This is a genomic window from Bradyrhizobium sp. R2.2-H, from assembly GCF_004346455.1.
GTDB classification, from domain to species: Bacteria; Pseudomonadota; Alphaproteobacteria; order Rhizobiales; family Xanthobacteraceae; genus Bradyrhizobium; species Bradyrhizobium diversitatis.
The window spans coordinates 537898-558799 of sequence record NZ_SMBR01000003.1; the positions used below are offsets into that span (position 1 = coordinate 537898).

Annotated in this window: 17 protein-coding genes and 1 pseudogene; 7 read left to right on the forward strand and 11 right to left on the reverse strand. The window is 58.3% G+C overall.

The features are described from left to right. Positions 1 to 6: 6 nt before the first annotated feature. Both EDE08_RS10005 and EDE08_RS10010 read right to left on the reverse strand, forming a co-directional pair. Positions 7 to 354, reverse strand: a complete 348-nt coding sequence (locus tag EDE08_RS10005; protein WP_131868718.1) for a hypothetical protein — start codon at positions 352 to 354, stop codon at positions 7 to 9. A gap of 80 nt (positions 355 to 434) precedes the next feature. Then, complete coding sequence (locus EDE08_RS10010; RefSeq protein ID WP_131868719.1) at positions 435 to 1016, reverse strand: hypothetical protein; 582 nt, start codon at positions 1014 to 1016, stop codon at positions 435 to 437. 117 nt (positions 1017 to 1133) lie between these two features. Between EDE08_RS10010 and EDE08_RS10015 the strand changes: the two genes are divergently transcribed. Beyond that, the gene (locus EDE08_RS10015; protein WP_131868720.1) at positions 1134 to 1373 is read left to right on the forward strand and encodes a helix-turn-helix domain-containing protein; all 240 of its coding nucleotides are present in this window, start codon (positions 1134 to 1136) and stop codon (positions 1371 to 1373) included. 213 nt (positions 1374 to 1586) lie between these two features. Here EDE08_RS10015 and EDE08_RS10020 read toward each other — a convergent pair whose 3' ends face one another. The 8 genes and pseudogenes from EDE08_RS10020 to EDE08_RS10050 form a co-directional block, all read right to left on the reverse strand. Then, positions 1587 to 1790, reverse strand: a complete 204-nt coding sequence (locus EDE08_RS10020; protein WP_131868721.1) for a hypothetical protein — start codon at positions 1788 to 1790, stop codon at positions 1587 to 1589. Between the two features lie 237 nt (positions 1791 to 2027). After that, the gene (locus tag EDE08_RS39370) at positions 2028 to 2156 is read right to left on the reverse strand and encodes a hypothetical protein (protein ID WP_283810547.1); all 129 of its coding nucleotides are present in this window, start codon (positions 2154 to 2156) and stop codon (positions 2028 to 2030) included. Between the two features lie 127 nt (positions 2157 to 2283). Further along, positions 2284 to 2451: pseudogene (locus EDE08_RS39620) on the reverse strand (hypothetical protein); the annotation flags it as partial. A gap of 952 nt (positions 2452 to 3403) precedes the next feature. Then, positions 3404 to 4879, reverse strand: a complete 1476-nt coding sequence (locus EDE08_RS10025) for an AAA family ATPase (protein ID WP_131868722.1) — start codon at positions 4877 to 4879, stop codon at positions 3404 to 3406. Positions 4880 to 5223: 344 nt separating this feature from the next. Beyond that, positions 5224 to 5463, reverse strand: coding sequence for a hypothetical protein (locus EDE08_RS10035; protein WP_131868724.1), 240 nt, complete (start codon positions 5461 to 5463; stop codon positions 5224 to 5226). A gap of 1201 nt (positions 5464 to 6664) precedes the next feature. After that, positions 6665 to 7561 carry a plasmid partitioning protein RepB C-terminal domain-containing protein gene (locus EDE08_RS10040; protein ID WP_131868725.1) on the reverse strand — a complete coding sequence of 299 codons (897 nt, stop codon included), beginning with the start codon at positions 7559 to 7561 and terminating at the stop codon, positions 6665 to 6667. Between the two features lie 3 nt (positions 7562 to 7564). Continuing rightward, on the reverse strand, positions 7565 to 8443 hold the full coding sequence (locus tag EDE08_RS10045; RefSeq protein ID WP_131868726.1) for a ParB/RepB/Spo0J family partition protein: 879 nt from the start codon (positions 8441 to 8443) through the stop codon (positions 7565 to 7567). After that, a complete protein-coding gene (locus tag EDE08_RS10050; RefSeq protein WP_131868727.1) occupies positions 8421 to 10010 on the reverse strand; it encodes a recombinase family protein in 1590 nt (529 codons plus the stop codon). Before EDE08_RS10050 ends, EDE08_RS10045 begins: the two co-directional genes overlap by 23 nt. A gap of 534 nt (positions 10011 to 10544) precedes the next feature. On the opposite strand from EDE08_RS10050, the gene EDE08_RS10060 reads away from it, so the two are divergent. Beyond that, positions 10545 to 12452, forward strand: a complete 1908-nt coding sequence (locus EDE08_RS10060) for a recombinase family protein (RefSeq protein ID WP_131868729.1) — start codon at positions 10545 to 10547, stop codon at positions 12450 to 12452. Between the two features lie 155 nt (positions 12453 to 12607). Here EDE08_RS10060 and EDE08_RS10065 read toward each other — a convergent pair whose 3' ends face one another. Further along, the gene (locus EDE08_RS10065; protein ID WP_131868730.1) at positions 12608 to 13837 is read right to left on the reverse strand and encodes a tyrosine-type recombinase/integrase; all 1230 of its coding nucleotides are present in this window, start codon (positions 13835 to 13837) and stop codon (positions 12608 to 12610) included. 338 nt (positions 13838 to 14175) lie between these two features. Here EDE08_RS10065 and EDE08_RS10070 point away from each other — a divergent pair, with 338 nt between their 5' ends. The 5 genes from EDE08_RS10070 to EDE08_RS39050 all read left to right on the forward strand — a co-directional run bounded on the left by EDE08_RS10070 (position 14176) and on the right by EDE08_RS39050 (position 20535). Further along, positions 14176 to 15501 (forward strand): tyrosine-type recombinase/integrase, encoded by a 1326-nt coding sequence (locus tag EDE08_RS10070; RefSeq protein ID WP_131868731.1) that lies wholly within the window; start codon positions 14176 to 14178, stop codon positions 15499 to 15501. Between the two features lie 209 nt (positions 15502 to 15710). Then, positions 15711 to 16463, forward strand: a complete 753-nt coding sequence (locus EDE08_RS10075; protein ID WP_131868732.1) for a hypothetical protein — start codon at positions 15711 to 15713, stop codon at positions 16461 to 16463. Between the two features lie 1590 nt (positions 16464 to 18053). Continuing rightward, on the forward strand, positions 18054 to 18587 hold the full coding sequence (locus tag EDE08_RS10085; protein ID WP_131868733.1) for a hypothetical protein: 534 nt from the start codon (positions 18054 to 18056) through the stop codon (positions 18585 to 18587). A 177-nt stretch (positions 18588 to 18764) separates the two neighbouring features. Beyond that, on the forward strand, positions 18765 to 20093 hold the full coding sequence (locus tag EDE08_RS10090) for an SIR2 family protein (RefSeq protein ID WP_245524757.1): 1329 nt from the start codon (positions 18765 to 18767) through the stop codon (positions 20091 to 20093). Positions 20094 to 20154: 61 nt separating this feature from the next. Next, positions 20155 to 20535 carry a hypothetical protein gene (locus tag EDE08_RS39050; RefSeq protein ID WP_245524758.1) on the forward strand — a complete coding sequence of 127 codons (381 nt, stop codon included), beginning with the start codon at positions 20155 to 20157 and terminating at the stop codon, positions 20533 to 20535. Positions 20536 to 20902 lie beyond the last annotated feature (367 nt).

The following is a 20902-nucleotide window of genomic DNA, read 5'->3' on the forward strand; positions in this document are numbered from 1 at the left end:
CCGACGTCACTCCTCTTGAGGAGGATCGTCGCCGAAATCGTAAGGGCTGCACTCTGCAACCGCGGCTTCCACTGACGACATCGCAGCGATGGTCTTCTCGTCAATTTCATCGCTAAGATTGGAGCGGGCTGCGCGAGCCATCCACCTCAGGGTTTGACAGCGATTTGCTCCTTCGAATACGTCTCTTTTCGGAATGCTGGAAAACAAGATCAAAATCACAGACGGAACGATCGTGGCGGCCATAATCCAGAAAGAGCGATGATCCCTGACTTTTTGCTCCAGCTCCTCATTCCGCTGAGACAGGTTGGCATTCGCTTGCCAACAGTATGAGAGCTCGTCGAGCTCAGTGCTCATTACGGCTACTCCATCATTGCGATTGCAACGAGGACCCCAAGCGTACGGGGCATCGTTCGTCGTGCGCAGTCGTGGTCATTTCAGAGCACCCCGGATTTCTTTAAGCAATCGACGCCGAGATCCTGGGCGCGCTTTTCCAGCGAAGTGGGCATTGAGACGTTCTGGATCATGAAGTCTGCATCTGCACGGGTCAGTATCGAGCCGACAGTGTCTCCGAAACACTGGCAGAAGACGACGACACGAGAAGCGCGATCTCCTTTGAACACTGCTTTTCGAGGCGCCTCATTCTCGCACTGCTGCTTGACGAGGTTGGCGATGTCGTGCCGATCTCTCTGAGAAATATCTTCGCGTTTGCGATCGAACTCCGTCGCCCAATTGCCTACAAATTTGCCCGCCGCCATTGCGCCGCACATCAAAATGGCTAGGCCGATGATGCTCGAAATAGTTTTCTTCTGGGAACGGGTCGAAGAGGTGAAACGGTTGCGAGCCCACTCCGCTGCACCACAACCTATGCCGAGGACTGCGCCTACGCCCACGTAAACAAACCACGCGGGTCCTCTGTAGGGACCGTCCCCGAACGCCAGCACACCTAAAATGACCGTGCCGAGTCCGGCAACAATTGCTCCACCCGTGAATCCCAGAAGGGTCACTAACGCCTTCATCTCGGCCTTCCCCGATCGCTAGCGGTTGAAATGAAATTTCGGCACCAATTTCGCTGACCAAGCATTTTGTTATATATATCGAGGTGTATATTTTGAACAGATGTCTTCGCTTCTCGCATGGACTTGCGGGAAGTATTTGCAACGAATCTTCGCAGGCTGCGAAACGCTCAAGGACTCTCGCAGGACGATCTTGCGTATGAAGCCGAGATCAGTCGGAGCTATCTAAGTCAGCTGGAAAAGGGCGCGTTCTATGCGAGCTTGAAGATCGTGGGCAAGCTTGCTGTGGTCCTCCGGGTCGAACCTGCCGAGCTGCTCAGGTTGCCGACGAGCAAACCTGGTCGCGAAGCACGCAGATAAACGCGCGCTGCGGGTGCCTCAATGGCCGCTCGGCGGGGTGTCTCGCTCTAAGTCTTTTCTCTCGCATCGGATTTTCGTCTGGACGTGCCTGAGACACCTGTCTCATCCGGGGACGCGCAGCGACTCGCTGCCCCCAGGCTCGTGCCGGATCGGAAACCGGCAATACCGGCTCCATCGCCGGCGGGGGTTGGCGTTGGCCACCCATTGAAGGCACTAGAGCAGGAGTTTGCGATCGAGCGCGCCCTCCTCGCGCTTGAAGCTGGCCTTGCCGATCAGCCGGTTGAGCTCGTCCTCTGTGACGTGGGTAAGCCCGCCGCCGGTCACCAAGCGCTGACGGATGTCGTCGATCACCTCTTGGCGGCTTTGGTCGTAGCTGGCGGCCATGTTGCCGATGCCGCCGCCTCTCGTGTGGCCCATTGTCGTCTCCTATGCTCGTGTAATGCTCGGAGCATGCGCGGCGCAGTGCCCAGGCATTGCGCGTCGTCGCGGTCCCACGGCTCGGGTGTCTCATAGACGCCCTGTCTCGTCTCAGCGAGACAGGTCACGAGCGCCGCGCGCCGTAGCCGATCAACTGCCCGGCCTGCATCCCCGCGCAGAACACGAAGATCAGGCCAAAGGCGCTCCAGACCCAGCTCAGGACGGCGCCGATCCCCCTCATGACGCCACCCTAGCGGCGAGGTAGAGCGCGCCGGCAGCGATCAGCTGCACGACCGAGACGCCGTACATGCTGTCCGCGGTCTCCCTGAGTCCCATGGTGCTCCAGCTCTTGATGATCTTGGCCATGCCTGCCGCGGCGAAGACGGTCGCGCCGCCGCCCAGCAGCCACAGCGGGCTCGATGCAATGGCCCCACCACGCCACCTCCGGCGCCTGGGGCGCTCTCAGAGCGGCCTCGACCGCAGCGGCGGCCTGCTCAATGAAGGCCAGAACCTGCTCCTTGGTGCGGCCGGGCGTCTCGTTGTACTGGATAACCGGGCGGACGTGGTTGGTGCCACCCTCGGGCGGGTCTCGCAGATCGCGCCAAGGGGGTACCACATGGGCCCGACGTTGGTGGGGTGGCATGGCCTCCAGCGCCTTCACCAGCGCCCAAGAGAAGCACAAGGGTCACGCCTTGGGGAGTCCCACGGTGTTGACTTCCATCAGCAATCTCTCCGGCTGTCTCGCAGGCCCGTGGTGCCAGTGAGGGGCGACTGTCTCATGAGACAACTGCGGCGGGTCGCTGATTCACTGTCTCACTCACGCGATGAGGGGCCGGTACAAAGCCATGCAAGCGGCTGAGGTCGCGTCACAACCGACGTCGCCGCTCCTTACCCTGCGCAAGCCAACCGCGGCGGAAGCCAGCAGCGCTCGATAATCGTTGGCGCCGCTCGGATCAGCTGGGGGTCATGTGTCTCATACCCTGTATCAATGACCGAACTGCCAGAAAGTTACGGAAATGATTGCTGAATCGAGCAGCGGCATTGCGGCGACTGCCCCTTGAGACAGGGTGAGTCAGCGCGGTGACTCTCATGCTGACCCTCTTGAGCCGAGCGCTACCTCCCCCGGGCGGTGGCGTGTCCCGGAGAGAGTACCTGAGCACCAGCAAACCAGGACACCTGAAACTCGAATGGGCTCGAGTGCCTCGTTCTGCTTCCGAGCTCTCGTCCAGCAGCATCCAGGTCTTTAGATTGGTGGTTGAGGATCGCACCGTCTGAGGTCGATCACGGTTGGCGTCGCTCCGCCGAAGTAGCCGCCCCATTCGTGATGTCTTGAACGTCGGCAGGTCTAAGGGGCCGACATGCGACCGGCATGGTCCCTGGGCGGCGCTCGTCCGCGCATACCGGGAGCGGAGCGACGGCGAAACACATGAGCGCAGCGTCAGCGCAGCGGTGTTTCGACGGGATCGCAGCGCTGAGGAGATTTCCCGCGAATGGCGAAACGAGATCGCTCTCTCCCTTAGGGAGTGATTTCGGTAGTTTCGGTCGGCTTTTTGACGGACGAGAAGGGAAACCAAAGTGGTGAGGTTTCGGCTGGTTTCGCTCGCTTAGGCTCGTCATGTCAGCCAAATCCACTCCTTGTCGAAGCCGATCTGACCGGCGTCGCGAAGGGTGTTGAGCGTTTTGTTGAACATCGCTCGGAAGGAATCCGGTTTACCCGCTTGATCCTGCCAATGCATTAAGGCGCAACACCTTTTCAGGTTCTCGCGGCCGACGGCACAAACGTTATTTGGCACTGCGACGCTATCGACGTTGCGCTCTCCGGCCTCCTCGATCGCACGGCGAATGACCTTCAGCAGATCGCCTGTTACGCCCTTGGGCGGGTTCTTCGATTTAGTTTCGATCGGTTTCGAAGTGGTCGGTTCTGACACGATTTCGACCACGCAAGTCGAAATCTCCGGCATGGTTTCGGCGGGGTCGGAATGGTTCTGCTCCAAGACATGCGAAAGCAGGCGAAACTCCCACGTCTGTCCCTCGCGGCCGTCCTTCATTTCCTCGATGGTGACGGTGCTGTGGGCCTTGCCTTTCTCGACCAACATGGTCACGTCGGCGGCGCCATTGAGGGCATTGGAGCCGCGGCCGCCCCGGGACGGATCCTTGCCGACGTGGTGGACGACTACGACGACACAGCCGAAATGCCTCTCGATGACGCCACATCGGTTCACGAAGCGGCCCATGTCGCGGGCGCTGTTCTCGTCGCTCTCGCCCATGCACCGCGCCAGCGTGTCCAGGACGATCGCCCGCGGCCTTTCCGAACATCGCTGGGCGATGAACACGTCAAGCTCGGCGAGCAGCTGCAGGAGGTCGGTAGCCTGGCTACCGAGGTCCGGCACGTCCTCGATCAAATAGAAAGGCACGCCCTTCCCATCGATGCCGCGGTGCTGGCGCATCGCAACCAGGCGGCGCTTGAAGCCGCTGACACCCTCACCCGTGAGATAGATCACCGGCCCCTTAAGCGTCGCCCGGCCGGCATACGGCGCGCCCTGCGCCACCGTGCAGAGCATGTCCGAAGTCATGAAGCTTTTGCCGCACTTCGGTTCCCCAATGATACAGGCGAGCCCGCGGGCCGGTAGCAGTCCGTCGATGAGCCACGGCGGCTCAGCCGTGAGCGTCACCTCATCCAGAGCTATCGGCGTGAAGCGCGGTGCGACCCGCGAACCTGGTTGCCCTTCGAGCGAGTCGTCAGGAAAGCCATCCGCGCGCTCCGGATAGCTCCCATGCGGCGGACCGAAGTGGCTTTCCCGCGTCAGGTCGTCCGGACAACTCGCCTCCATGACAACCGCGGAGTTGCGGGCGTCCACCCGACCGTGCAGCATTAGGAAGGCTCGCGCCATGGCATCTTGGACGCGGCCTTGCGCCTTGTCGTTGTCAGCTATCCCCCAGTGCTCAGCAAGAGTTTGGAGTTGATCCACGGCCAGCTGCTTCTCTTTCCAGCCCGCCCGAACAAACCCAGCTTCGATCAGGCAAATGCCGGCGAAATCATCGAGGTCGCCGTCGGAGGCGCGCTCTGCAAACTGAGCTGGTGCGTTCACGAGAGAGCGCCAGCATCGGGGGCGTTTTGAGAAGACCCCCCTTTGAGCGGCAAAGCCGAGTTGGTCGCCTTGACAGCGATTTCCAGCTGCTTAGGAGATTGCACCACGCACTCTCCGGTTACGTCGCTCTGCTTCCTGCTCAAGCCTACGTTTCACGTATGCGTCGATGCTGCGCCAAGTCACCTTGCGCGACGCCCCCTCTAAATACGACTCGAGTTCTCCCGAGTTGAGCAGCTCGTACGTCTTCGCGCGCGCGATTTTGAGCGCAAGCATCGTTTCCTTGACACTTGCGACCAGAGCGAGCGGGTCTCGACTGCGAATGCCAAGCTCTTCGTCCCGCCCTTTCATTCTTCCCGCGCCTCACGTTGCTCTTGACCTGCTTCTTCTGCATGCGTGGGCTGCCCTTCGTTCAGCAGCCGGTCCCACCTTGCAGCGGGTACTCGCATCTTCGATCCGAGGCGAATAATGGGAATCTCGCCGCGACGCGCGGCGGCGTACGAAGCCTTTCTGCCCAGGCCCGCGCGTTTGCCGGCGTCGGGAACGCTGTAGGTCAAAGGCTCGCTCGTGTGGCTGTTATCTTTCATGTCGGGCCCGTAGCGATTTAGATCAATCTAGCCCTTTCGGAGCTCTTCAGTAACGGATATACTTTTTATCCATTACATAGGCGACACACTCGATGGCTACCCTTCCTGTCGAACTTGAATGGTGCCGAGACTCGAAAGGCTATAGCCTCGTCACGGTGCCTGGTTATGGGAAATGGATCGTCGGCAATGGCGGCGGGCCTGACCGCTATCGACCTTTCGAGTTGGGCGAAGCTCCACTCCTCGCGTTCGCAAACGCGGACTCGGAAGAGAAGCTGCTTAGATTCGTCTCGATCTACGGCTACCTCACTGCCAGCGGCTATTCAGCCCAAGGAGAGATAGACCCACCTATTAGGAGTACTGGGCATGTCGTCTGGCTGGAGAACGGCTTGCTGAAAGGTACCCGCAAGGCTGGCGCAACGTACCTCGTCGGTGAGAGCGTGGACGAATTTGTCGCGGTCGCAAAACTGTTCAAGAGGGTTCTAGCTTTGCCCTCAGGAAAACTTCCTCAGACAACCGCGAGTGCACTAGCCGATCTTCTCGAAAATTACGTATCCTCTGGAGTCTCGTTTATCTTGAAGGTAGCCCCGGACCGCCGTCTTTACTCGGCTCTAGCGCCTGAAAGCCTTATCTCCGGCCTGCTAGTTCGCTTAGCTCAATCGGCCAGCGGAAGCTCCTTCAAAACTTGTCAGCTCGCGCGCTGCGGAACTCTGTTTGCCGCGGGAGTTCGTAGCGGACTGCGCGCAGATGCAAAGTTTTGCTCGTCGGAACACCGTATCGAGCACAACAGCAGAAATCGCGCGAAGTCGCGTGGGCGTGGCTAGTCTAGGATGGGTGATCAGTCAAAGAGTTGGAATGGAAGAACATCTGCCGCCCCGACGTCAAGCCAGTGACGGATACTCCCTCCTCCACATTCCATTGGCAGATCGGCGTTTTTCGGCGCACTCAGTCAAAGCCACGGCTGTTATCCACGAATATGGGTCCCAAGACACGGCACTTGAACTGTGACGGCGGGCCACGCCTTTCAGTCTCGACGATGATGCAAAGTTCCGTGCTGAAACTATGTGGTCTGGGCGTGGCCTACGCGGCACCGACACTCCTATTGAGTCAATGCGTTCGCTTGCGCACCTACAAACATCTGGCACTTCTTTTGTAACGATGCATACGCGAATGCGGCCAAATCGATTTAGTTGTCGTCGAGCACCTAAGCGGCACTGGCCTCGGATTCGGTGATCCGCTGAAATTCAAATAGCAATTCCTGAAAGTGCTTGGCGAGATAGCCAACCACTTTCCCGTTGCGGAGCAGTTTTGAGAGATAGCCAACCGCTAGCACCAAATCGAGATGATCGGTCCCATAGGTCTGTTCGGCCACCTTGAATTCGCGGGCGAGGGAAGCTGACTCCCGCTCCATCAATGCGAGCTGCTCATCCGACAATCCCTTCGGCGCTCGAGGCGTGTAGCCGGCGGCTAACTGGTTGCGCGGCGTCGCTGCCACCAGCGAGCGCACATAGCTGTTAGAAAAGTTGTTCATCGCAATCATCAGCTCGGCCGCCTCGATTTGACGCAGCGGAGCAAGTTTGCGCAGTTCTGAGAACGAGTTGAGCGTCAGGTGCTTTTCTTTGAGCAAGTCAACCGCCTCGACGCAGATGCCATCCAGTAGCTTGCGTCGCCTGCGAATGCTGGCAACATCGACATTCAGCGCCTTGGCGATCCTGGCTTCTGCCACGCCGTTCTCGATAGCCTTCAAGATCATGCGGTGCTCTTGAATGATGGCAATGCGGTTGACGCGCTTATTATAGGTGAACGCCTCGTCCTCGGTTGAAATTAGGCACTCCACTTCCAAGAGGCCGCGGTCTCGCAAAACCTCGAAGCGCAAATGGCCGTCGAGCAGAAGGAACTTGCTCTGGCTGTCGCGGCTTCGGGCCACCACGGGAGGTTCGACCAGCCCGATCTCTGCTACGGATGCCGCGATTTGGCGATATTTTGGCGAGCGCTTCACTTCCTCGGATACCAGCTTTAACGGCTGGATGTCGGCCAGCCTCACCATTGCCGTGCGTTCTTCGAAGCCCATGCGAACCGAAATGTGAGGCCGGCGTGCCATGGTCTATTCCTGTCCATGCAGCCGCAACGCAAGGTTTTTTGGCAAAGTATCGAGCTTTTCGTCCTCCAGAATGGCCAGAAATTCTGGCTCGACCAGGAGCTTGCGCAAGGCTTCAAGGATGAAGATCAACCGGGCCTTGGTGCTATTGGACTTGCGGATCAGCACCCGCTTACGGTCAACATCTTGTCGATAGGCTCGCAAGAGCGCATTGGAGCTCATCGGTGCCCCATCCATCCGTCTTGGACCGGTCTTATACCCTTTGCCCCGACGTCGCCGCTGCTCAATCAACTTCTTGGCTGCGAGGAGCCGTTGCCCTCTCAGGAGCTTCTCTTCGTAGGCTTGCTGCAGCACGGACTGGATTTCGGCGTCCTGCGCTTGGGAGATCATGACGGCAATGCTGACCGGCATCTGTCCAGCCTCAACGGCGCGGAGCAGCCGGTGCTCGCCGTACTCCAGCAGGCTACTCACGCCCTTGACATACTCGATGCTCAATCCGGTTTTGCGGGCGATGTCATCGAACTCATAGCCACGCCCTCGCAGCCCCTCGATATCATGTAAAAGGTCGATCGCGCGGTGCTGCCGGCGGGCACAGTTCTCGACCAGGCTCATAATGGCGCTGTCTTCGTTGGTGGCGTCCACGACGACAGCGGGGATTTCGCGCTGCCCGAGCGCCTGGTAGGCTTCCAGTCGGCCCTGACCGCACACAAGGTCGTAGCGTGGCTCGCCCTCGCAAGCTTTCCGTTTGACCGTGATCGGCCGTTTCAGTCCGAGTTCCGCGACGCTCGTGACGATTTCCTTAAAAATCCGTCGGTTGCGGGCGCGCGGGTTGACCACGTCTATGGCTCCGACCGGAATGATCTCAATGCATTGAGCCGATCCCATAACTGACCTCCATCAATTGCGAACGAGCAGCCAGTTCAAACAGCATGTCGAGGGTCTCAAAGCGATAGGCGTCGAGCGCCAGCCCGTTATGTTCGGCCAAGGCAACCTGCTCAGCCTCCATCTCGAAGCGCGGCAGCAGATAGTAGTCGAGCACAGCGCTGTTCATCTGGTTCATTCGGATCGCCACCGTGATGTCAGGTCGCAGGCCCGCGTCGAAGCGGATTTTCCATCGATGAGAACCAGTTATGGTCTCCTGCGATCGGACCAAGCAGAGCGACGCGGTGAATTCATCGTTGACGGTCAGAAGGTCGGTTTCCATGTTCTCGCGGACTGATCCTCCGATCTCTTCAATTCCGTGCACCGTTGCGGCAATAAAGTGAGGATACATCCGGCGTAACGCGCGATTGATCTCGATATAGCGGTAGTCCCGTTCTGGGCTGAAGCCGATGAGCTCATAAGCGCGGATCAGACTGCCAAAGCGCGCGCGATAGATGCTACTGGACGGGCCGACCTCAAGTTCGTCGATGATGATGCCTGAGAGATAACCGTGCTGCTCCAACAGGCCGCGGAGCACATCCAGGAGCTCTTCATCGGAGTAGCGCCTACAGCGTTCGGAGATGATTGCTTGGGCAGATCTAAATGTGTCTTCATCGACGACCGGTTCGAAGGCTTGGTCGCGGCGAATCCAGCGCTCAGGAGGATTGTGGATTCGTCGCCCCTTGAGCTTGCATGAGCATCTATTCCAAACATTGTTGCCGATGTACTTCTCGTTGATGAGGATCTGATGCACCATCGCCCTGGTCCAGGAACGACCCAGATCGGTCGTGATCCCTCTGCCATTGAGTCTATCCGCGATTTCTCGCTCGTTTTTTCCTTGAGCGACGAAGGCGTCGTAAATGAACCGGACAGTCTCGATTTCTTGCTCCGGACCCGGAATGAGAACAATTCGGTCTGTTTGAATGCTCTTATGCTCGCCCCGAACCAGCTCCGCTTTGGCGGCACCGTTCTGGTCGATCAACTGCCGCCTCAATCCATATCCGGCGGGGCCGCCTTGGCGGTAGCCGAGTTCAATCAAACGCCGTTGCCCGGCAAAAACCTTGACTGACAATTCTCGGCTATACTCCCCAGCCATCGCGCGCTTGACGCCCTTGACGATGGTCGAGACGGGGCTGCCGTCGTTCTCGAACTGCTCGGCGCAGTACCGAACCGAAATGCCTGCGCGCTTGCAGATGTACTCGTAGTAGGCGCTTTCGTCGGCATCTTGAAAGCGCCCCCAGCGACTGACGTCGTAGACGAGGATGGTTGAGAAGTCGGCCGTCCCGTTTTGAACATCCTCTATGAGCTGTTTGAGCGCCTGTCGGTCATCGAGATTGAGGCCGCTCTTGCCGCTATCTTCATACGTCTTCTCAATCCAAAAGCCGTGACGAGCAGCGTACTCGCGAATGGCTTGTGACTGGTTCGCCGTTGAGTATTGCTGGTGGTCGGTTGACATCCGCACGTACTCAGCCGCGGGTTGAGCAGCCTGGCTCACCGATCCCGCGCGTGAATGAGACGTTTCCTCCAACATCGTCGCCCTACTAGCGTCAAAAATGCATGGTCGAGTATTTGAAACTATAACGTAGCTCGGGGGGAAACATGTTTCCGAAAACGGGCAGGACGTTTCCGAACGGCGGACAGGCGCCGCCGAGTTACGCAAGCCTGATCGCAGATATTCTCAAGGCCGAGCTGGGCAACAGCCATCAAGCTCAGAAGACTTTGATGCGATGGACGGGAGCGAATGAAAGAACCGCTAAGAATTGGCTCTCTGGCACGAACGGCCCTAGCGGAGAGCATTTACTACAGCTTATGCGCAATTCGGATCGGGTCTTCGAGTTCATCTTAGAGCTCTCGCATAGGCCGCCAGTGCTATCCAATCAAAGGCTTGCGGAGGTGAGAAATAGCTTACAAGTGACGGCTGATTTGCTCTCGAAAGTAATCGAGATCCAGGACGGACGAGACTCCCCGAAATAGTGGCGGAGCGAGCCTCTCCTCAAGAAGGTCCGCAGGGTATAGCGATGCTCTGGCTGGTCTGTTGCGGCGAAGTCAGCGGAAGGCGATTGCAATGTCCTACCATCTCGCGCAAAGCGCCAAAGAGCCTGTTCGCGCGGCGCAATACCTCCGAATGTCCTCGGAAAATCAGCGGTACTCGACCGAGAATCAAGAGAATGCGATTGCAGAGTATGCTCTGCAGCACGGGTACGAAATAATTGCCTCTTACGTTGACGCGGGGAAGAGCGGGCTGTCCTTGAGGGGAAGGGATGCCCTTAGGGAACTCCTCAGCGATGCCCTAGGCTCAAAAAGACTGTTCGATACCATCCTTGTTCTCGACGTCAGCAGATGGGGACGCTTTCAAAACCCTGACCAGGCTGCGCACTACGAATTTTTGTGCCGTCAAGCAGGTGTCAGCGTGGTCTACTGCGCCGAGCCATTCGGAGAGGATGTCGCCCCTGTTACGACCATCGTGAAGCATTTGAAGCGCGTGATGGCCGGCGAATATAGCCGCGAACTCTCAGACAAGTTGGCGCGTGCCAAGCGTCAGCAAGCGGCGTTAGGTTTTCGCCAGGGTTCTCGTGTGCTTTACGGCTTTCGGCGAGTGCTCGTCGACGCGGCACGCAATCCCAAGCAGAACTTGAGAGACGGAGAAAGAAAAGCGCTCAGCAACGATAAGGTCATCGTGGTCCCAGGCCCGTCTGAAGAACTGGAAGTAATAAGGCGCATTTTCCGCATGTACGTGGAGGATGAATTATCAATCGCGAGCATTGCACGATTTTTTGCTGATCAAAGCATAAGAGGGCTAGCGAATAGCTATCTGACCCCGGCAATCATCCGCAGAATCCTTTCCAGCGAACTGTGCATCGGTCGGATGACGTACAATCGAACGGTTCATAGGCTGCAAAATCCAGTGACGAAGACTCCGGAAACGGCATGGACGAGGTTTGCCGCTTTCGAGCCTATCGTTCCCCTTGCCCTGTATAACAACGCACAGGAGCGCCTAGCGAAGCAGAGACGTTGGGATAAGGAAGCAATCAAGGTCGCCTTGCAGAAGCTGCTCGCCCGAGAAGGGTATCTAAATCAAAAGCTAATCGAGAATGCGAAAGACGCCCCATCGGCGGACACAGTAGCCGCGCATTTCGGGTCCCTTTATGCCGCCTACGAAGCGGTTGGATATTGCCCGCCCCCCGTATCTCCATTTGGCAATAACGGAAAACATTGGAGTAAGAAGGCCATATTGACAGGACTGAGAAAGCTGCACGCATCCCATGGGTACATTACGAACAGGCTGATCGACAGATGCAACTATCTCCCGTCAGACAACTATATACGTCGGCACTTCGGTTCTATAGCCGACGCGCTGCGGGAGGTGGGGCTGCCAGTCGTTGCTCACAGCGAAGTGCAAAAGCGGAGCTGGAACCGCAGAAAGACGGCCGGGTGCGATGAATACTATCATGGCGTTCGCTGGACCGATGCCCGTCTTCTCCGCGCCTTACGGCAGCTGGAACAGCAATTCGGATATACATCGGCCAATCTGATTGATCAGAACGGAAGCACACCGAAGAGTGGATACTACGTTAAACGCTTCGGTTCGCTTGCGAAGGCGAGGAAGCTAGCGAAGCTCCCGAGCCGGAGCCATTCGGAACTCACCTTTGCAGCCTGCAAACGAAGGAAGGAAGGCACTCTTATCCGCCGACAGTGGCAGGAGTCCAAGCGGGTATCGGTCCTACGCTATCGCTCCGAGGATGTGCTGCGTGGCCTGAGGGCGCTGGCGAGGCGCGAGGGTAAGATAACAATTGCCCTCATTGATGATGAACCGAGCCTACCCGCAGCAACCACGGTCATTCATCATTTTGGCTCGATTTCCCGAGCATACCGATTGGCCGGACTGGTTCGACTCCCTGGTTGGCCATTGCGACATGGCTTGCCCGGAACTCGATACCCGAGGTCCTCTAGTGGGCCTAAGTCGAACATGTAAGTCCCATCGGGCGTCCGCTATCCCGGACGCCCCAACGTGGGACTGTCGTTACTTATTCACCGCTGTCCATCAGCGGTCTTCGAGGAGTAAAGGCTCTAGTTTGACTTCCGCAGTCATTATCACGCCTTTGCGTGCGGTCAGGACGGAGTTAAACCTTACCCTGCCCTCCGATCAGCCAATTGGATAACATCGCCGCCAGATAGGAATGCAGCCCAATCCTTCATCAGAGCTCGTCGTTTTTCGAGTTTTTGGCCCCGCTGATAGGCGGCGGTAGTCTCGCTCTTGTACTTGTGGGCCAGAGCGGCCTCGCGAACACCGTCAGGATAATCAGTGCATTCCTCGGCCCAGGTTGCAAAGGTCGACCGGAAGCCGTGCACCGTCACGTGCCCGTAGCCTAGGCGATCAAGAAGTGCGAGCATCGCGTTTTCTGAAAACGCTCCGCCATCGGGACTGGTGAAGATCAGTTCACCTTGGCGTCCTTCGCTCAACTCATCGAGCACCGCCAGTGTGGCGTCGGACAAGGGAACGTAGTGGTCCTGATCCATCTTCATTCGCTCACCCGGAATTTTCCAGGTCGAGTTTGGCCGATCAATCTCGGACCAACGCGCTTCGACTGCCTCGTTGGTGCGGCAAGCCGTAAAGATTAGGAAGCGCAACATGGCAGCTGCTCTACCAGGAGCGCTAGCAAGAAGCGTCAAAAATGCGGGGGCCTCTGTATAGGGCAAAGCGGGGTGATGGCGAACGACTCGCTTTGAGCGCTTTGGTAGTTTCTCGCGCATCTGCCGTGTAAGTTCGGCTGGATTGCGGAACTCCGCATCATCGATATCGACGTTCTTTGCGATGATAGTCTCAATTCGGCCACGAACGCGGTTCGCGGTCTCCCGCTTCTCCACCCAGATTGGCTCCAACAGATCGCAGATATGGCTTGGTTTGATCTCCGGGATGGTCAATTTTCCGATGGTGGCGTAGGCGTAGCGCTTGAGTGAGGACGGCCACTGATCACGATGCTTCTCACTCCAGGTCGACCAGTTCGCTCGAATATAGGCTTCCGCGCATTCTTCGAACGTCGGTAACTTCACCTTGGCGACGACGGCTTTCGCCTCTTCGCGCGCTTTTCGACGTTCCTGGACGATGTCGACACCAACCGTGCTGCGATCGCCCTTGACGCGGAGCCGGGCCGAATCCCGGGCAAGCCGCGCGTCCTTTAACGATACCTCCTTCAACGAGCCGAGACCGTGCCAGCGCTCTTTACCGTCCTTCCAATATCTATAGGACCAGCTTTTCGACGTTTGTCCGGTGACGATCAAGTAGAGGCCGCCGCCGTCGGCATATTTGCCGGGCTTTACGAGGCGCTCTATGTCAAGTGGTTTGAACCGTCCAGCCATTGTTCCTCCGAGAAAAACGTCCTCCGAACCCACGGTCTTCAGCTACGGTCAGTGACCCGATTAGGAAGAACACCGGCGAACTGCGAAGTACAGTCTTTCGGCGTAAGTCACTGAATTTGCTGTGGAGTTCGAACGACCACGAACAGTGGCGAACAATATACTGGCGGAAGGGGTGTCCGCCGAACTATCCCTTACCAGGGTTTGCGCGTGTCTACAGATGTTTCAGTAGGTCCTTATTTTGTAGGGTTTCTTGCTGCGGCTGTCTTTCCCTGCTTACAGCTGTTCGCTACAGTCCGGCGCAGGTGCTAGGGCACATACTAGGGCACAGGGGGAAGACGATGGCGCGGAAGATCAACAGGCTTAACCCGAAATCCGCGGCGACGATCAAGGAATGCGGACGGCATGCCGATGGCAATGGCTTGTACTTATCGATCTCACCGAACGGCGGCCGACGGTGGGTTTTTCTGTATCGCTGGCACGGCAAGCCGACTGAGATCGGCTTCGGATCGGCCCCTCGCGCTGGCACGCCTGACGCGCCCGCGCGCGCGGGCGTGAAGCTGGCGGATGCGCGGGAGCTTGCCACCCAGGCACGCGCGCTGCTGGCGAAAGGGATCAATCCAAAGGACGCACGGAGCGCCCCCGAAGGCTCTACATTCGGGGACTGCGCGAAGGACTACATCGAGGCCAATCGGGCCGGCTGGAAGAACGACAAGCACCTCGACCAGTGGCGCATGACCTTGTTGGGCATCGGACCCAAGGGGGAGCCGGCGAAGAACGACTACTGCAAGTCAATCCGCGGCCTTACCGTCGACGCGGTCACCGACATCCACGTCATGAAGATCCTGCAGCCGATCTGGAACACCAAGACGGAGACCGCAAACCGGATTCGGGGACGGATTGAAAAGGTGCTCGACCGGGCCAAAGCTTTGAAGCTGCGCTCTGGAGAGAATCCGGCGCGGTGGGTCGGACATCTCGATCAGCTCTTGCCGAAGAAGTCGCAGGTAGCACCCGTCAAGAATTACCCGGCCCTGCCCTATCAGCAGATGCCGGAGTTTATGGCGGAGCTGCGCCAGCGCGAAGGCATCGCCGCGCGCGCGCTCGAATACACGATCCTCACCGCCGCTCGAACAAGCGAGACGATCGGAGCGAAAGCGACCGAGATTGAGCCGAACGAAAAGGTCTGGACGGTCCCGAAGGAACGCATGAAGGGCAAGAAGGGAGCACGCAAGCGCGATCACGTCGTCCCCCTCACCCGTCAAGCCATCGCGATCCTCGACGATCTGCCCAAGGATGCCGATTTCCTGTTTCCGGGTGGCAACCTGGGCGAGGCACTGAGCAACGCCGCTATGGCCGCGGTTATCGACCGCATGAATGAAGACCGCGTCAAGGCCGGGCTACCGAAATGGGTTGATCCGCAGCAAGGCAATCGAGAGGTCGTCCCTCATGGCTTCCGCTCGACCTTCAAGGATTGGTGCAGCGAGGTGACGTCGTATCCTAACGACATGTCAGAAATGGCGCTGTCGCATACGCTGCCCGATAAAGTCGAGGCTGCCTACCGGCGCGGCGACATGCGAGAGAAGCGTCGGCAGATGATGGCGGCCTGGGCGACGTTCTGCTCCACGCCGAAGGCCGGCAAGGTCGTACAGTTCTCCCGCAAGGCATAGAGGTGCACAGCGCATCCTCGATCGGGCGGCCGCTGATCTCGTATCTGATCGCGCCGTCTCGATGGGCTAGCTCTTTGCGGCGCCCCCGAATACGCCATCGCTGTACTCTCCCGCTTGGCTGATTATTTCTTCGCCTTCCGCCCGGAGGCTGGCTATTCCCGGTTGCAATTTTATGTAGACTGCCTCGACGCGATATTGAGGCGCAAGAGATGGCATTCTTCAAAGCACTTTTCCACCGACCTCTGACTTACGATGAGCTGCTAAAAAACGCCGACAACATAATTACATCGCCGCCGTTGCCCACCAATTGGAAGCGCCTCGCGGCGGGTTTGGTTGGCAGGAACGGAACCAGCTTGCTTGATTATTGGCGGGACTGTTGCAAATCGCAGCTCAGGATGATCGCAGATGAAGCAACGTGGCAAATGCAAAAGTCACGCCTTCTGAAGCTGATCATGATGGAACGTACATGGCGCGCTGCGTACGTCGTCTCGCAGGACGCCAAGCACGTCGCATCATGGTCTTTCATGTGCAAAGACGCAGATTGGGCGACGAACGCGAACGAGAAGAATTTGCACTTGCTGCTAACGCAGCGTTGGCTAATGGCGGTTCTCTCTGACAGTTGTCTGATTGCTGTCGGCATGAAGTCCTACGGTCTGGACAAGGCGAAAGATGCCGAACTTGAACTGCACTATGTGTTGCACAAGGAGGTCAAATCTCTCGACGTTGGTGTGATGGAAGCGATACTCAACGCTGTCGACGAGTACAGGGATGATGACGCGAGTCTGATTGCGGCATTCAAAGACGATCACCTGGCCCCGCTGATCAGAGACCAGTACACACTGCTCGCGCAGTTAGAGGATGACGTAGCGAACGCCACGGTCGACATCGCATGGTGCAGCTCCCAGCTAAACGCGCTCAAGCAGAAGCAAGCCGAACTAGCGGCGCTTGTCTCGCCCAATTGACCAACAACCAAGCGGATCGGGACGGAACGCTGGCTGCTCTGGTGGCCCTGATGCCCTCTGATCGGGGAGTCTTTGTTGGACGTTGAAATTTTACAAATCGCCCGATTCGCGCCATGCTGTTGTTGGGTTTGATCGCCCACGAGACACCGTATACATCATTGGCCACAAGGCCGGGGGCGAACGCGCTGTCCAAGGCGTAAGCCCAAAAACGTTCGACGTGTTCTCGCACGTGATCAACCCCCGGCCGCCCGTCTGTCACGGGCTACGGCTTTGATCGGCCAGCGAGACCACCAATGACGACATCAAAACAAGTAGCGGACGCACTCTTGCGCGAATGGCAGAGGGGACGTGGACGCGATGTTGCTTCCGAGCATCCATCAGATTCGGAAGAAATTAACCATGACAAGGTTACACTCCCAACCGTTCAGGCAGGACTTGTTCTCTGTGCCTTTCTGGTTTCGCTGCGGCAGGAGCTTAGCGCTCGCAAAGACACCGGCACTCGCGCCAAGCGACGCGTTCGCGAGCAGGCGTCGCAAATAGGTGGAGCAATCTGATGCGCCACCAGCAAAAGAAATACGTGCTACCGAGATACGTTACGCATGCTCTCCTCAATGGTGGCACGTACGGCTATTCGTTTCAGGTTTACCTAGGTGGGCCGCACACTCGCCTGCGTGGTAGGCCGGGGACGCCGGAATTCCGCGCCGCATATTCAGCGGCACTTGTCGACGCCATCGCAGCGGAGAACGACAATGACGTGTGAACCTCTAACCGTCGAACGTCCCGAACGTGACGCCGCGGTGTTCACAGCACCGCGCCCCAACCAGCGTCGGACCCACAGGCACCAAGAGGATCCAGCCAAGATGAGTAAATCGACTCGTCCGCCGAAGGGTTGGACTCCTGGGAACGGAAGCGCGCCCAACAACGCAAGCTCAGCGAGAGAGCACGAGCCTCTGACCATCGAACGCGTCGAGCGAGCGCTCGCGCTGTGTGCATACTTGATCGTGCAACACGGCGATCGCCTTGCGCCGATCTACGACCGGCTAGAGCGTGAGCTGGCAGGCATGCGGGCAAACGATAACGCGGTTGTCCGCGCCAAGCGGCTTTTGGAGAGCTACGGCGGCCGGCCTACACCCCTCTCGCTCGCGCCGCCGACCACCGGAGTTTCAAGATCGTAGAAACGAGGACGCTCGATCCACAGGAGAAGCGGCGTAGTTGACGATACGCCGCTTTCGGCAGCGCCCCGTTCACAGCGGGGCGTTGTCATTTTGCGGTTGAGCCCTAGGGCGGACGCCCCATCCGCCACATGGGAAACCCAGGCTGCTGAAATCGATCAATAATCCCGTCGGCGGAGCGCCCCTGCCCTAATGGCTGCCCTAGTGCCGAGTAATGACCCGTTCTGCAGGGCTCATTCTGGATTTGCAAAACTTCAATCGTAGAGCGCACGGATAGTTGTGCGTTACCTCGGGATGTGATCTTTTCGCCCATACAGATGGGCGGGGTCCGTGCATGCTCGGTGGCTCGACTGAGCGCTGCGCTGGACTCATGAGGGCTGATGCGGGCCATCTCCTGTCGCCCAGGTCGGGGGGGGAAATGACCGGATTGATTGTAATTGGCGCAATTGTCGCGTTCTTGCCGTTTCTCATCTGCGCGACCGGGCGCGGCGGTGTTTGGAAATTTCTTTGTCTGCTGTGCTGCGTCCTCGCTTTATTTGGAAGCGTGAGCATTGTCGGTGGCGTTGTCGCTTGGATTTTGGCGTGGGTCTTCGCTGGCGTTGCTCTATCTGCCGCTCATACCGAGAGACGCTTGGCACGCATGGAGAGCAAATCACGCCGCGGCTCCACACCCGGACCATTTGTCCCGGATGGAGTCGAATCCGGCGTACCATACCGAGTGCTTAAGAATGGCGCCATCGACGCGATGATGCAGGGATCAGTCGTACGCTTTGCGAACATGGATCGTTTGCTTGATGCAACGTCCGGGGGGTTTTTGCCTTCCGCAAATGGTGCTGATTCGCCTCCGGGGGATTTCGGATCGGAGGAGAGGCGGCGTTGGAAGTTAAATCGCGATCTCGCTTGCGTGATCGTGGTCGCCGTTGTTGTGATTGCGATCATCTATCTTGCGTAAAGCGGGGCATGAATGCGCCGACCTTCTCGCGAGCAAGCTGCCCCGCGAAGATCAGACGGATTATCTCAATTAGTGCGACGGACTCGTTTTGCTCTCTTGACGTCACTGACGGTAGTCACCGTCTTACAAACACGCGCAAGCCGCAACACCGAACGACATATCCTGCTGAGGTCTTGAATGCCACTTCTAACGAACGATCCACTTACGCAGCTCGCGTTCTCCATCTACGAGAGCAAGGGCGTGTTTGCGCTCATGTTGGGCTCCGGCCTCTCACGTGCGGCCGACATTCCGACCGGCTGGGAAATCACGCTTGATCTGATCAGGCGCGTTGCCCTAGCGCGAGGCGTTGAAGAGCAATCCGATTGGGCGGCCTGGTATCGGGGGGCTGCGGGCGAGGAGCCGAACTATTCCGCACTGTTGGAGGAACTAGCTTCCTCACCGGAGGAACGCCGCGCAATTCTCCACCGCTATATCGAGCCTTCCGAGGATGATCGGCAGGAAGGACGAAAGGTTCCGACGGCCGCTCACCGCGCGATCGCCGGGCTTGTGCAGGGTGGGTTTGTCCGCGTGATAGTGACGACCAACTTTGACCGGCTTATGGAGAGTGCTCTGCGCGAGCGCGGCGTCGAGCCGACCGTGGTTGCGTCCGTCGACGCCCTCGCGGGAGCCGAGCCGCTGACCCACACTGCTTGCTACATCCTCAAGCTGCACGGAGATTACAAGGACGCGCGAATTCTAAACACAGAATCCGAGCTGAGCGGTTACCCGGCGCAATACGATACCCTGCTTGATCGCATCGTTGACGAGCATGGTATGATCGTTTGCGGTTGGTCCGGAGAATGGGATCATGCCCTCCGTGCTGCGTTTCTTCGCGCACCGAACCGGCGGTACTCGATGTTCTGGGCATCGCGCGGGACACCCGGTGACGGTGCTCAGCAGCTGATCGAGCATCGGAGGGCTCGGCTAATTCCGATCACCGACGCGAATACCTTCTTCAAAAGCTTGCAACAGCGCGTAGTAACTCTCCAACAAAGCCAGCGTCAAAATCCGCTGAGCATCGAGATCCTGGTGAACAGCACCAAGCGCTTCCTTGCCAAACCGGAATACCGCATCCAGCTGGATGAGCTGGTTACCGAGGAAACGGATCGGCTGATACTCCAACTCGACACCAGCGAATTCGCGACGCCGGGACAATGGAACCCGGCGGAATTCCAGACCCGCGTTCAGAAATACGAAGCCGGCACCGAGGCTCTCGCCTCGATGTGCGGCGTGCTGGGCCGCTGGGGAGACGACACAGATCCGCGACACTATTCGCAGCCTGTATGCTCAGTCCGAAAAGGTCGGTGGCGGCCTGACTTACTATCTCAATCTCCGTTCGTACCCTGCAGTGCTCGTCTTCACTGCTTATGGATTGGGGCTGACTCGGGCGGCTCGCTGGCGATCCCTGCACAGTCTGTTCGACTTCATTGTCGACCAACAATATCAAGAGCCAAAGCGAGCAGTTGAAGCCCTCTTTCTTTGGGCTTGGAAAGGTACCGAGCACGACTCGTTTAAGCACATCGAAGGATTGGAGCAACGCAAGACACCTCTTAGCGATCGTCTGCTCGGTCTATTTTCCGAGTGGGGCAAACGCTTTGCGGGGCTGACGCCCGACTTTGAGTTAATGTTCGAGAGATTTGAGGTTCTTGGCTCACTCGCCTTCCTAGAGCGACACGATAAGGCAAGCCTTAAACAAGCCCTATCCGGTGGGGGGCGCGGCGATTTTGAGTGGATGCCGATAGGTCGTGCGAGCTGGCACGGATCTAACGCTAGCAAGCTCATCAGCGAATTAGAGAATTCGTCCGTTAAAGCCACTCTTACCGAGAGCGGCTTCGGGAGCGGAGATGCTGAATTCGTTGATCTGTTTATTGTGAACTTCAAACGCCTGATGGGAAAGATGCGCTGGTAAGTCGTGGCACGCGCTTACTGCATTAGTGAAGGAACTGCTAGCCGCGCGGCTCAGGTCCGACAAGATGGGAGCGCAGCGGCCGCGGCCCGCCCCGTATATTCGAGGAATCGGCGCGCCAATTGCTCAAATGGACGCACCGCTTGGGGCTTGGGCTGGAGCGACCATGCGGCTGTCGGCGCGCTCGCGTTCAGCGCGTGCACCAACATGGCCGGCCCGCCGGTCGCGATGGCTGCCTCGCCGGTGGTGTCGGCGGGGGGTGTGGCGAGCTGCGGAAAGATCGTCGGCTCCCCGCGGTACGCAGGCGCCGGGCTCGCTGGCGACCTCACGGGAGGACGCGCAGAGAGCGCCTGGTGCGCGGCCTTCGATG

What these genes read in the sequence shown, in the direction of transcription:
- EDE08_RS10065 (WP_131868730.1), bottom strand. Translation starts at nt 13,837, where the DNA reads ATGGCTGGACGGTTCAAACCACTTGACATAGAGCGCCTCGTAAAGCCC.
- EDE08_RS10060 (WP_131868729.1), top strand. Translation starts at nt 10,545, where the DNA reads ATGTCCTACCATCTCGCGCAAAGCGCCAAAGAGCCTGTTCGCGCGGCG.
- EDE08_RS10085 (WP_131868733.1), top strand. Translation starts at nt 18,054, where the DNA reads ATGACCGGATTGATTGTAATTGGCGCAATTGTCGCGTTCTTGCCGTTT.
- EDE08_RS10015 (WP_131868720.1), top strand. Translation starts at nt 1,134, where the DNA reads ATGGACTTGCGGGAAGTATTTGCAACGAATCTTCGCAGGCTGCGAAAC.
- EDE08_RS10005 (WP_131868718.1), bottom strand. Translation starts at nt 354, where the DNA reads ATGAGCACTGAGCTCGACGAGCTCTCATACTGTTGGCAAGCGAATGCC.
- EDE08_RS10020 (WP_131868721.1), bottom strand. Translation starts at nt 1,790, where the DNA reads ATGGGCCACACGAGAGGCGGCGGCATCGGCAACATGGCCGCCAGCTAC.
- EDE08_RS10010 (WP_131868719.1), bottom strand. Translation starts at nt 1,016, where the DNA reads ATGAAGGCGTTAGTGACCCTTCTGGGATTCACGGGTGGAGCAATTGTT.
- EDE08_RS10040 (WP_131868725.1), bottom strand. Translation starts at nt 7,561, where the DNA reads ATGGCACGCCGGCCTCACATTTCGGTTCGCATGGGCTTCGAAGAACGC.
- EDE08_RS39370 (WP_283810547.1), bottom strand. Translation starts at nt 2,156, where the DNA reads ATGGCCAAGATCATCAAGAGCTGGAGCACCATGGGACTCAGGGAGACC.
- EDE08_RS10050 (WP_131868727.1), bottom strand. Translation starts at nt 10,010, where the DNA reads ATGTTGGAGGAAACGTCTCATTCACGCGCGGGATCGGTGAGCCAGGCT.
- EDE08_RS10075 (WP_131868732.1), top strand. Translation starts at nt 15,711, where the DNA reads ATGGCATTCTTCAAAGCACTTTTCCACCGACCTCTGACTTACGATGAG.
- EDE08_RS10035 (WP_131868724.1), bottom strand. Translation starts at nt 5,463, where the DNA reads ATGAAAGATAACAGCCACACGAGCGAGCCTTTGACCTACAGCGTTCCC.
- EDE08_RS10090 (WP_245524757.1), top strand. Translation starts at nt 18,765, where the DNA reads ATGCCACTTCTAACGAACGATCCACTTACGCAGCTCGCGTTCTCCATC.
- EDE08_RS10070 (WP_131868731.1), top strand. Translation starts at nt 14,176, where the DNA reads ATGGCGCGGAAGATCAACAGGCTTAACCCGAAATCCGCGGCGACGATC.
- EDE08_RS10045 (WP_131868726.1), bottom strand. Translation starts at nt 8,443, where the DNA reads ATGGGATCGGCTCAATGCATTGAGATCATTCCGGTCGGAGCCATAGAC.